An 11,317-nucleotide genomic window follows, 5' to 3' on the forward strand; every position below is an offset into this window, starting at 1 on the left:
AAAATGGACTGTGCCGGATTGGAGCGTCTGCTTTGTTTGATGTTACAGGTGGGAAAGAGTGTCCACCAAAGCGTCTTGCTGTTTTGCGGCTTCCGCTGCTTTAGCCTCGTCGTGGCTGTTGGCCAGTTTTGAGGCTGTATTCAGTGTGTTCAGACTACTCTGATACTGCGTGGAGCTAATGCGTTTTTGCTGTACCAGTTGAGAGAGTTGTTTACGGAGTGCTGCATTTTTGTTTTTAAATGCCTGTAAACGCGCTCGCTCCTGAGTAACGCTATTTTGGGCAATGGCCGCATTGTTCTGGGCGGCCGCAGCGTTATTTTGCGCCTGCTCGGCTTCCATACGCAAAAAATCTCTTTGTGTATTCAGCGTCGCGGTTCTTTGCTGGTACCCATTGCCAGTGGAGCATCCGATCCCTGTAAACAGGTCCGCATGATTGGGGTCGCATTGCTGTGCCGAACAGGCTGCGAGCAGCACCATTGGCACAAGGCCGATCATACGCCGGAGGTGGAAGGACTTCACGAGTTGACGTTGCCTCCCGCGACACCGCTAGCTGCGGCTGCGCCCAGATTGTTCGCCAAAGAGTCCTGCGCTGCACCCATACTGGCTATGGAGGCGTTCATTGTGCGGACGGCGGCGGCGGCGGCGGCGTCAGACCGGCCAGATGCAAGGTTGCCTGCACTGGCAACGTCTTTGACGTAACCTGCCCTGATGGCTTTGATCGCGGCCAGATCTTTCTGGTAGCGGGTCACTTTTTCCTGATAAGCGGATACGGAAATCTGGTTGGCCGCAAGCTGCTGGCGTAGCACCACCAGTTCCTGCTGTGCTGCGGCGGCTGTCTGCTGGGCGTAAAGGGTATCCTGCTGCGATTGGGCGGCCTGTTGCTGGTAGTGTGCGATTGCCTGGTTCGCATCGTCTTCGCTCATTTGCTGGGCCTGTGTGCGGCTGGCAACAGCATAGCCAATCGCGCCTCCCAGCAGTGCGCCGCCAGCACCTGCAAGTGCTGCATTTTTTGCGCTGTGGGTAGCTACCCCGACACCAATGGCGGCCAACCCGCCGAGCAGGGCGGCACCTTCTGCCACTGTTGTATCAAATTGTGCCTGACGCTGCCGGAGCTGTCTTTCCTGAGGAGAGAGTGAGGGATCGTTGGCAGAGTTGGCGCATGCCGTAAGAAACATGCATCCTGCGAGGGGTAGTAAAAAAAACTTCCTGGGCAATGTCTTGCTCGTTATGGAAGCTTCAGCGGTGGAGTTTTTTGTCATGTCCCGGTCCTAATAATGTTTATTGAAACAGTCACTATACAGATAAAAACCACATAATATTTGCGCCGGTAATTTTGTTTTATCTTAAAAAATCATAAACAAAGTAAATCTTTGGGAATCGTAGGCGCAAATCCGAAGTTATGACTACAAGCGACATTTTTCCATACCCATGACAACATGGATTTTCAAGCCGCGTGTAACGTGTAGCGTTCGAAAAAAACATGGATTTGAGCAATGCTCTGTCATTCCATCACACATGCCTTGATTGGCTGGGATGGCATGGAGCTGCCGGGTGCAAGGGCTCCATGCAATGCGGGCTCTGTCAGGGACTGTTGAAGAACTTTCCTCACGCATGAGAAGCCGATTTATGCGTGGGGTGTGTTCTTGGTATTTGATGGCATTGGAAGGAAGAACGAACCTTATCTGCGGATTGAGGGATTTCCCTCATTTTTTCTCAACCGCAACTGCTTATGATCCAGTTTGTGCCGTGTCGTCCTGCTCTGTTTGCGGAGATTCGCAGGTTTTTCGCCGCAAACCGGTTACTGACGACAGGTTTCACAAACAGGAGAAGCTCCATGAGCAATGAACAACTGAGCCGCGCTCCGGTATCTGACCGTGCGGAAGATAATGCCTTCTTCCCATCGGAATACTCTCTGACCCAGTACACGTCCTCGAAGACCGATTTTGACGGCACGACCTATCCGAAGCCCTATACGGGTGGAAAATGGAAGGTCCTGATGATCGGCTCGCAGGAACGGTATCTGATGATGAAAGGCGGCGAGTTTTTCTCGACCGGCAACCATCCGGTGGAGATGCTGCTGCCCATGTACCATCTCGACGCGGCCGGGTTTGAAATCGAAGTTGCAACCATTTCTGGCGATCCGGTCAAGCTCGAGTGGTGGGCTTTCCCGCACGAGGATGAGGCCGTCAAGTCAGTCTACAGGAAATACGAACAGCAGCTTAAACAGCCAAAGAAACTGGCTGATGTGATTGGTGAAGGCTTCACGGCTGAAACACCATATCTCGGCGTCTTCATCCCTGGTGGTCACGGCGTGCTCAACGGTATTCCCTTCAGCAGGGAAGTCGGTGACATCCTGCATTGGGCACAGGCCAATGAGCGTTTTACGATCTCTCTCTGTCACGGACCGGCCAGCCTGCTGGCCACAGCGGTTGATGGCGGCAGGTTCGCCTATGAAGGCTATGAGATGTGCGTGTTCCCCGACAGTCTGGACACCGGAGCCAATATCGAGATTGGCTACATTCCCGGACCGATGACATGGCTGGTCGGTGAGAGTCTGCGTAAACACAACGTCAGGATTCTCAATGCCGGAATTACCGGGCAGGTTCATCGCGATCGTCACCTGTTGACGGGTGACAGCCCGCTGGCCTCCAACAATCTTGGTAAACTTGCGGCAGAAGCCCTTCTCGAAGCTGCCAGCGCATAAGATAAACCGGGAGTCTCAGGCGGCAACGCGCTGGCAGGCAGCCAGCAGCCGTGTGGGTCTCCCGTTCTTCCACAAACTTGCGGGTGCGTGTGGATACCAACGGAGCCCTGGCCCGGCTTACGCCATCGGTCGTCCTGTTGGTTATGCCCGTCCCGTAATCCTGAGATGAAAGCAGAACACATGTCCCGCGCCTGGAACCTCATATCCCGTCCGAAGGGTTCTCCCACCATGGAGAACTTCGCTCTGCGCAACACACTCGATCAGCCGCTCAAAGATGGCGAGATCAGGGTTTCGAACAGCTTTTTTTCTGTCGATCCTTACATGCGGCCGCGCATGGACGAGGGGGACAGCTATATTGCACCGTTCGCACTGGACGAACCCATGACAGGGGCGGCCATCGGGCGGGTGGTAGAAACGCGGTCCGAGCGCTTTAAGGTTGGTGAGCGGGTCAGCCATTTTCTGGGTTGGAGAGATGTTGCGACCCTCAAGGCTGCGGACGCGCTGGCTCTGCCCGCAGGAGACCTCAGGGACGAATACTTCCTTGATGTGCTGGGAACAATTGGCATGACGGCCTATTTCGGTCTGTTTGATGTGGCGCAAGCCAGACCGGGTGACATCGTCTTCGTTTCCGCTGCGGCGGGTGCTGTCGGATCGCTTGTGGTGCAGATTGCCAAGCTGCGCGGCATGACGGTTATTGGCTCGGCCGGTGGCAAGGAAAAATGCGATTTCGTACGGTCTATGGGGGCCGATCATGTCATCGACTATAAATCTCCCGGCCCGTTCGAGGATAAATTGCGCGCGGTAGCGCCAGAAGGTCTGGACGTCTATTTCGACAATGTCGGTGGCGAGCAGCTTGATGCGGCGATGGGTGTTGCCAAACGCAATGCCCGCTTTGCGATCTGTGGCATGATTGGCATGTACAATTCTGACGCACCGATCGGGTTTTCGAACCTGTTTCGGGTTATCTCCATGCGCCTGCAGATCCGTGGTTTCATCAACAGCGATTTCGTGTCCCGCCGTGATGAATGCATGGCGCAGATGGGATACTGGGTCTCCCAGAACCTGATCCAGAGCCGTTATACGATCTTTGACGGTCTGGAGAATGGCCCCGAGGCGTTTTTCTCGCTCTTCAGGGGTGGCAATACCGGTAAGGCGCTCGTGCGTCTGGATGCGTAAGGTCCGGACAGCCCGCAGAGAGGCAACCCGGCTTTGGTACTTCCCGCCAGAGGATACGATGTGAATGGCTGCATGCCGTCATCATCACCGGGTGGCCTGCCGGGGCCATTGACCGCATGGCGACCTATGGGAACAGTGCCGCGTGGCCACAATGCTGGAACAGGAATACGCTGACATGACGGTTTGTTGGGAAGGAACAGGATGATGACAGGAACAGACCATCGGGAGGTCCGGGAATGACGGCCTCGATCGCCGAGGCGGCGTTTGGTACTGCGACCATGATCGTCCGGGCGAAAACGCAAGACGCCGTCGAGGACGCTATCCGGCCATTCGGGCAGAGGCTCGGGTATGACCGTTTTGTGCTGTTCGCGGCTTCATCGGCGCGTGAGGACATTGTTGACCGTATATACTGGGTCGAAGGCGACTGGTTCGGAGACGGCAAGGAAGTCGATGCCGCCAGCTATGTCCGGCGTTGCCCGGTGACGCATCACATTCTGGAAGCGCACGAACCGTTCTTCTGGACCAAGACATCGGGAGGAGCATCAGGCGAGTGTTACCGGAGGGTCGATACACCGCAGGGTGGGGGTATTCACGGGATTCAGGTACCGATCTTCGGGCCACTTGGCCTTGAAGGGGCCATGAGCCTTGGGGGAACAAGGATCGATGCATCGGTTACGGCGCGCCTCGCCCTGTCCATGGTTGCCGGGGCTGCTTTTACAACAGTGCGCAGACTGATTGATGGTCCCAGCGAAAAGACCGCCATCCGGCTTTCGGAGCGGGAACGGGAGGTGCTGTCCTGGACTGCCGCAGGACGTCGTCAGGTTGATATTGCGGCGATCCTTGGTCTTTCGGAACGGACGGTTGAAAATCATCTGCGGCGTATCCGTAAGCGTCTGGGGGCATCGACTACGGCGCAGGCCATCCGCACTGCCATACAGAATGGCGATATCGAGAGCTGAGAGTTGTACATCTGGGGTACATGCACAGGATAACGAAGGATCACGCTATGACACAATCGAACGTATGGCTGGTCACGGGAGCCTCGAAGGGCCTTGGTCATACGCCAGACAAAAGAGCATTTCGGATGTATTGACGTTCTGGTTATCAGGGCTGTTTACGAACAGGCGATCCGGGTGATCTGGGAATTGGAATATATCCGGCACCCGCAGCCTTCTTCACCGGTGAGCCGGACAATCGCCCTGGCAACGGTCCCGGCGGAAATCGCCCCATAGCGTGATAGCCTGCCGATCATCATCGGTGACAGAGCAGCTACCACCCGTTGTCCAAGGCTTTCAAGCAACCGGGTTTGCGCGCGTTTTCCCAGCAGCATACCGGGTCGGATCAGGTCGACTCGTGCAAAACCCAGTGCGGTGATGTCGCGCTCGATTGCACCTTTGGTACGCAGGTAAAAACCCGCGCCCCCCGCCCCGACGGACGATACGAGAATAAACTGGTGCGCGCCCAGTGCGCGGGCGCCTTGGGCAAGAGCGAGAACATAGTCGTGGTCAACCCGGTACATGGCTGCCTGTGACCCGGCCGCGCGGATCGTTGTGCCAAGGCACGAGATCGCTACGTCAGCCCCTGCGGGTGCGGCTTCCCTCAACACTGTTTCAGGTTCGGAGCGCAGGCGCTCGAAGTCGATTGGTTGACCATGTCCGGATGATCCTGAACGCTTTAACGAAGTGAGAGCGATATCGGTACGCTGGGTAAACCCGACATCAACACAACGCCCTATGAGTCCGGTAGCTCCTGCAAGTAAAACCCGTGTTGTCATGAGTGCAAACCCCAATTCGTTCAGCCGCTTTGGAGAAAAATCATGGAGCGGAGGGTTCCATGGTTTTTCCCGATGGCAATAATTTAAGGTTATTTATGCCAAAAGAAGATTTTATCTGTGGCCTCTGGAAAGTTCATCGGCCAGCGTCTGCTCGTCATACACATGCCGCAAGGCGGCAATGATGGCGCTGGTGTCTGTTGAAACAGCACGGTTTGAGGTGATGTCGTAATACAGATCCCCTGCGAGACTTGGTAAATTACCGTCAAAAATCAGCCCGACAGCATGGCCTTCCCGGTTCAGCACCGGCGAGCCGGAGTTGCCGCCGACAATATCGTTCGTGGAGACAAAATCCAGATGTGTTGAAAGATCGAGTTTGCTTTTTGCATCCAGCCACCGTTGAGGCAGGTTGAAAGGCTCACTGCCAGTGGCGTGGCGGTACATGCCCGCAAAATCGGTAAAGGCGGGAATGGTTTTCCCGTTCTGTGTCCAGCCTCGCACCGTGCCGTAGGACAGGCGGGGCGAGAATGTTGCATCCGGATAAAGTGTATCAAGGCGCCCCCCGGCTTTTGCCTGTGCAAAACGGGCGCGGGCAATGGCTCCTTCGGCCTGATGCAGGGGGGCGGAAACTTCATCACGCATGAGGTCGCGCAGGGTGACCAGAGCCGGGTGGAGGCGGCGTGCAAAGGCGATCATCGGGTCGGAAGAGGCGTTGATGGCGTCTTGCCCACCTTTCCACAGCGCAAGGCGCACGGCAGGGTCAGACAGCTTTGTCTCATGCACAAGACGGGCGGCAAGGGTGTCCGGGCTCTCATGCCCCAGTGTCATCTGCACCAGTTGATCATCCGCGCCCAGAAGCTGGCGCAGCGTTGTCAAACCCAGAGCGAGAGATGCGGTTTCCAGCTCCGGGTAAACGGGTGTTTTTGCGCCCAGTTCCGCTTCGATCTCACCAAGCTGTGCATCATGATACCCCGCATTGCGTCTGGCGTCGGGTTTGCGGCGTTCGGCTGCGCCGTTTACCAATGTCATGGCTTCACCGGCAAGTCCGTTCAGTGCCATGCGCAGAGCCATATTCTGCGTGAATAAGCTGCGCTGGGTAGCTATGGCCTTGTTGACCGTTGTAAATGGTGTTCCAAACTCCTGCCTGCGCGCGGGGGTGGCGTCAATCCACGCCTGCAGGGCTGCATCCTCCTTTGCGCGGCGTTCCACGATGTCGCCTGTGCGCAGGGCGCTTTGTGTGCCGGAATAGGATTTCAGGCTGTTCTGTACGCTGAAGAGTTCATCTTCGGCCTGTTTTTCATGCTCGGCGCTCTCACGCGCATATTGCCACAACATACCTTCGCGCACGCTTAGAAGGGCGATGACCGTGGGGTTGATAACATCGCGCTGGAAGGCGAGTGCCACTGCGGGTAAACCACGCTGCGTCCGGCCGGGATTGCCAGACGTAAAGACAAGTTCGTGCTCGCTTGGACCGTTGATGTCGAACTGAAGGTACGGTGTGTGAACAGGTTTGCCGTTTTCGTAAACACGCAGCATGGAGAGATCAATATCGTAGCGTGGATAACTGAAGTTATCCGGATCGCCGCCAAAAAATGCAATTCCCTGTTCAGGTGCCATTACAATGCGCACATCCTGATAACGGCGATACCGGTAGAGTGCGGTCTGCCCACCATGGTAGAGCGATACCATATCGCACCGCCAGTGAGTGGCATCGCCCTGGAGGCAGTCTTTTGTCAGGCGGCTTTCAATGGCCTGCATGGCGGAGGCGTAAGGGCTGCCGCTCCTGCCTCTGGTTTCTGCTTCGACCTGACTGGAGACATCCATAATGGAATCCAGCCGGTCCAGCTCCATTCCGGGGCACTGCCGTTCTTCCGTCAGAGACTTGGTGTAAAATCCATTGCGGAAATAATCGTGCGTCTTGTCCGAAAGTGCTGCAAGGCAGGAATTGGCGCAATGGTGGTTTGTCATCACCAGCCCATCGGCGGAGACGAACGAGGCTGAACAGCCTTCAGCCAGCCGGGCAGAAGACTGGATGACATGCCTGATCCATTCCGGTGTTGGCGTAAAATGGTAAGCAGACTGCATGGCCGCAACTGGCAGGTGGTCAAAAGGCCACATGCCTTCTTCGGCCCGCACGGAGTTCGTCCCCGGAAGTGCTGTGGAAACAAGGGCCATGAACGCTGTCCGGGAAAGGCGTTTACCAAAAAAGCGTTTCATGGCGGATCTGTCTCCGATTGTTATACTGTAACTTTCACGCGTCTCGTGTAGCAGCTTTGTTTTCCAAAGAAAATGCATGCCATGGTACCGGATACCCGCGTGCCGTACCCGTCAAACGCTGCGGTCTGGCCCCTCGGAGCTTGTGGTTTGCATTGTGCAGAATGCGGATGAACACAGGAGCTTTGGTCCGTGCCCTCCCGTAAGGAGCGTGTACTCCTGTGCGCATCATGGTTGCTGTAAAAGCACCTGACCTGAGCTGGTATTAAGGGTTGTCCCACCCGGTGCGGAATGTCGGGCTGATGGTAAATTGTGGTTCAATCCTGTCCATGTGCCGGTGTGCGTCAAAGCAGCCAAGCGCAAACTCCACTGTGCCGTCACATTGCCGGGCATGCTGGCCTGCTATGGCGTTTAGCCAGTAAATAGCTCCCTTACGACGGTCCCCGTGTTGGCCGCCCAGCCAGCGGTTCCACTGGATACGTGCATTCTGCCCCGCTTTGTAAGACGCTGCATTGTGGTCCATTTTGGGGGAGGGGGCCGATTGCGCCATGACAATATTGTCAGGTGGTGGGGGAGAGCCCGCCAGAATACGCAGGCCAAGCGTAACGGTAATCACAGCAACCAGGCTGACCAGACAGCCACGGATGATACGCGTTTCCCGCTGTTGTGGGGTCTGGGGCACACTAATGGCGGCCAGCGCCCTGTTGGCTTTTTTCTCGCAGCGTGCGCAACAGTAAGGGGCATGGGCAGTATTGAGTATCTCCCGCTCGCACCATGCACAATGTATGTTCATCCACGTCCCCGGCAATGCGTGCCGCTTGTGTAATGGAAGCTGCTTCCGCGCGCCTGATATAGATCAGGGGCTGGCGGGTTGGCTAGTCCCGTTGCCTGTGCAGGCGCTTTGTTCAGCAGTGTGATGGGCTGTGTTTGCCCCTTGTCGTCTAATCGCGCAGACGTTCCAGTACGCTCTGGCGAAGCGCCTGCTGGCGCTGGAGTTCCTCCTCACGCAGGTTGCGTTTGCGCGCGCGTTCCTGTGCCATGTTCATGCCCAGATGGGTTTCCCCTCTTTCGGCTGCCAGCCGGGTCTGGCGTTCACGTTCGGCATGGCGGGCGCGGTTGTGCGCGCTCTGCGTGTCGTGGCAATGGGGGCAGCTTACTCCAGCCTCATACAGGGCAGAGGTTTTATCCTGAGGAGAGAGGGGCGCGCGGCAGGCATGGCACAGTTCCAGATTGCCGGGTTTTAAGCCATGCCCCACGGTTACGCGCTGGTCGAACACAAAGCATTCACCACGCCACAGACTCTCCTCCTGTGGAATGGTCTCCAGATATTTGAGAATACCACCCTCAAGGTGATAAACTTCTTCCAGCCCTTCCGCTTTGGCGAAGGCCGTGGATTTTTCGCAGCGTATTCCCCCTGTGCAGAACATGGCCACACGGGGTTTGCGTCCCTGTGCCTCCAACTGGTCGCGCTTCTGGCGGAACCATTCGGGGAACTCCCGGAACGTTTTTATTTTGGGGTCCACCGCACCTTCAAATGTGCCAACGGCAACTTCATAGTCATTGCGGGTGTCGATCAGAATGGTGTCAGGGTGCTGGAGCAGGGCGTTCCAGTCTCTGGGAGCAACATAGGTACCGACAATGTGGTTAGGGTTGGTGCCTTCTATGCCCATGGTGACAATTTCTTTTTTCAGGCGGACCTTCATGCGCAGGAATGGCATGGACGGCGCGCGGGAGAACTTGACCACAATATCCGCACAACCGGGTAACAGGCGAATGTGGGCCAGCACGGCTTCTATGCCTACGTCACTGCCCGCTATGGTGCCGTTAATGCCTTCGCCTGCCAGCAGAAGAATACCTTTTATACCGTTTGCCTCGCATGTCTGCATCAGTGGGCCGCGCAGGTCTGCCGGGTTTTCAAACCCCGTAAAACGATAAAGGGCCGCCACGCAGACAGGCAGATCGGCGGGCGTATTGGTGGCGGGGGGGGCAGAACTGGCGGTCACGGTATATTCCTTGCAGGCATGTAAGGCGGTCCGGCCCTGCCAGTACATCCTGCTGGTGTAACGCAGCAGATCGTCTGACAGGCAGGCTCCTGCTTTAGCTGCCCACTTCCCTACCCGACAAGTGTTTTTAACGGGACCTGTTTTGTCCGTTTGTGGAGGCTCCCTGAGGCCTCAATCTATCTTTTTTGCAGGATTGAACAGATTTTAAAGAGGAATATGCCGTTATCAGGCGCAATTCAATATATAACGGATGCGGAATGATATTGACAGCGGGCAAGTCCTGTCTTTATTCTGTAAAAGTAATGAGTTGTTTATTCCGTTCGCCTTTACCCGTTTTTCATGGTGGGGCAGGTGTTTTTTAAGGATTAAGGCAACAGCATCGCGCGGTTTGCACTCTTTGTTCAGTTCCATTCTGGCGGCGCAAAAAGTGCAGATTCTGGCTTTTGTTAACCTCTGTCATGTTCTGGGCATGCATGGCCTGTGAAGGATGTTTGATTATGAAAAAGACTTATTTAAATTCATCTTTTTTGTTTTCTTGCACTCCCGTCCGTTCATTTGGGGGGAGCCTCTCATTGCCCGTGGTTCAGCACGCCGGGGGTATGGCCGCGCACGGTGCCGCGTCGGCACACCGCACAGGGGAATGGGTAAGAGAACATACCCTGCTTTTTGCTGCTTAATAAGTAAAAAGGAAAGGAAGATCATGCTTGTGGCTGGTTGTGATAAAGAAGAACTGACATGAAAAATGAGCTTGAACAGCAAAAAAAGAAAGCTCGGCGGTATGATCTGGAGGTCGGTACTGCTGTTATAGCTGGTGCTTTTATTGTTGTTCTTTTCCTGCATATTCTTGGCATATGGGGGCTGATCCACGGAATGAGCAATGGTGCCAGCCCGCCCCCACCGGCCAGACCGCCCATTCAGACGCGCGTTCTACCGCCCCCTCCTCCGCCGCCACCCCCTCCGCCACCGCCCCCTCCGCCGGTCATGACGGTGCCTCCACCGCCGTTTATTCCGCCGCCAAAAATCGAGGTGCCACCGCCCCCCAAGCCCCCGATGCGGCACGTGAGCCGCACACCGCCCAAGCAGCCTGCGGCCTCCCCCACCCAGACCGCCAAGACCCCTCCGGTGGACACGCCGCCCAATAATGTGCCCGATACAACGGCAGGCACCTCGCCGCTGAACAACGTGCGCCCCGTCTATCCGCCAGAAATGGAGGAAGACAATATTGAAGGCCGTGTCACCATTGTGTGCGATGTGGAAACAACGGGCATGACCAGCAACTGCCGCGTGCAGTCGGTTACCGGTGGTCAGGCGTTCGTCCAGGCCGCGCTGGATTACGTGCACAAGGCCCGTTACCGGCCCGCAAGCCGCAATGGTGTGCCCGTGCGGGAAGTCAACAAGACATATGTCATCCGCTTCCGTCTGGATGACTGACACAGACTAAAGCTCCGG

Annotated in this window: 10 protein-coding genes; 4 read left to right on the top strand and 6 right to left on the bottom strand. The window is 56.2% G+C overall.

The window, feature by feature from the left end; genetic code table 11:
* Positions 1–42 precede the first annotated feature (42 nt).
* Positions 43–519 (bottom strand): hypothetical protein, encoded by a 477-nt coding sequence (locus PY793_RS13385; protein ID WP_275178493.1) that lies wholly within the window; start codon positions 517–519, stop codon positions 43–45.
* Positions 516–1,175 carry a hypothetical protein gene (locus PY793_RS13390; RefSeq protein WP_275178494.1) on the bottom strand — a complete coding sequence of 220 codons (660 nt, stop codon included), beginning with the start codon at positions 1,173–1,175 and terminating at the stop codon, positions 516–518. The genes PY793_RS13385 and PY793_RS13390 overlap by 4 nt, the downstream gene beginning before the upstream one ends.
* A 659-nt stretch (positions 1,176–1,834) precedes the next feature.
* Between PY793_RS13390 and hchA the strand changes: the two genes are divergently transcribed.
* The 3 genes from hchA to PY793_RS13405 all read left to right on the top strand — a co-directional run bounded on the left by hchA (position 1,835) and on the right by PY793_RS13405 (position 4,839).
* Complete coding sequence (gene hchA, locus PY793_RS13395; protein ID WP_275178495.1) at positions 1,835–2,704, top strand: glyoxalase III HchA; 870 nt, start codon at positions 1,835–1,837, stop codon at positions 2,702–2,704.
* Between the two features lie 180 nt (positions 2,705–2,884).
* Positions 2,885–3,880 (top strand): NADP-dependent oxidoreductase, encoded by a 996-nt coding sequence (locus PY793_RS13400; protein ID WP_275178496.1) that lies wholly within the window; start codon positions 2,885–2,887, stop codon positions 3,878–3,880.
* 236 nt (positions 3,881–4,116) lie between these two features.
* Entirely contained in the window at positions 4,117–4,839 is a 723-nt protein-coding gene (locus PY793_RS13405; RefSeq protein ID WP_275178497.1) for a PA1136 family autoinducer-binding transcriptional regulator, read from the top strand.
* A gap of 155 nt (positions 4,840–4,994) precedes the next feature.
* On the opposite strand, the gene PY793_RS13410 is transcribed toward PY793_RS13405, so the two are convergent.
* The 4 genes from PY793_RS13410 to trhO form a co-directional block, all read right to left on the bottom strand.
* The gene (locus PY793_RS13410; RefSeq protein ID WP_275178498.1) at positions 4,995–5,654 is read right to left on the bottom strand and encodes a Rossmann-fold NAD(P)-binding domain-containing protein; all 660 of its coding nucleotides are present in this window, start codon (positions 5,652–5,654) and stop codon (positions 4,995–4,997) included.
* A 111-nt stretch (positions 5,655–5,765) separates the two neighbouring features.
* Positions 5,766–7,826: a S46 family peptidase gene (locus PY793_RS13415; RefSeq protein WP_275178499.1), complete on the bottom strand. Its 2,061-nt coding sequence runs from the start codon at positions 7,824–7,826 to the stop codon at positions 5,766–5,768.
* A 304-nt stretch (positions 7,827–8,130) separates the two neighbouring features.
* A complete protein-coding gene (locus PY793_RS13420) occupies positions 8,131–8,658 on the bottom strand; it encodes a hypothetical protein (RefSeq protein WP_275178500.1) in 528 nt (175 codons plus the stop codon).
* A 148-nt stretch (positions 8,659–8,806) separates the two neighbouring features.
* Positions 8,807–9,868, bottom strand: coding sequence for an oxygen-dependent tRNA uridine(34) hydroxylase TrhO (gene trhO / locus PY793_RS13425; RefSeq protein ID WP_275178501.1), 1,062 nt, complete (start codon positions 9,866–9,868; stop codon positions 8,807–8,809).
* 735 nt (positions 9,869–10,603) lie between these two features.
* On the opposite strand from trhO, the gene PY793_RS13430 reads away from it, so the two are divergent.
* Entirely contained in the window at positions 10,604–11,299 is a 696-nt protein-coding gene (locus PY793_RS13430) for an energy transducer TonB (protein ID WP_275178502.1), read from the top strand.
* Positions 11,300–11,317: the final 18 nt, after the last annotated feature.

It is taken from the genome of Acetobacter fabarum, from assembly GCF_029069195.1.
Classification (GTDB): Bacteria; Pseudomonadota; Alphaproteobacteria; order Acetobacterales; family Acetobacteraceae; genus Acetobacter; species Acetobacter fabarum_A.

Bases quoted from the DNA above. Each gene is read 5' to 3' on its own strand.
- PY793_RS13410 (WP_275178498.1), bottom strand. From the start codon at position 5,654: ATGACAACACGGGTTTTACTTGCAGGAGCTACCGGACTCATAGGGCGT.
- PY793_RS13400 (WP_275178496.1), top strand. From the start codon at position 2,885: ATGTCCCGCGCCTGGAACCTCATATCCCGTCCGAAGGGTTCTCCCACC.
- PY793_RS13430 (WP_275178502.1), top strand. From the start codon at position 10,604: ATGAAAAATGAGCTTGAACAGCAAAAAAAGAAAGCTCGGCGGTATGAT.
- hchA (WP_275178495.1), top strand. From the start codon at position 1,835: ATGAGCAATGAACAACTGAGCCGCGCTCCGGTATCTGACCGTGCGGAA.
- PY793_RS13420 (WP_275178500.1), bottom strand. From the start codon at position 8,658: ATGAACATACATTGTGCATGGTGCGAGCGGGAGATACTCAATACTGCC.
- PY793_RS13415 (WP_275178499.1), bottom strand. From the start codon at position 7,826: ATGGCCCTTGTTTCCACAGCACTTCCGGGGACGAACTCCGTGCGGGCC.
- PY793_RS13390 (WP_275178494.1), bottom strand. From the start codon at position 1,175: ATGTTTCTTACGGCATGCGCCAACTCTGCCAACGATCCCTCACTCTCT.
- PY793_RS13405 (WP_275178497.1), top strand. From the start codon at position 4,117: ATGACGGCCTCGATCGCCGAGGCGGCGTTTGGTACTGCGACCATGATC.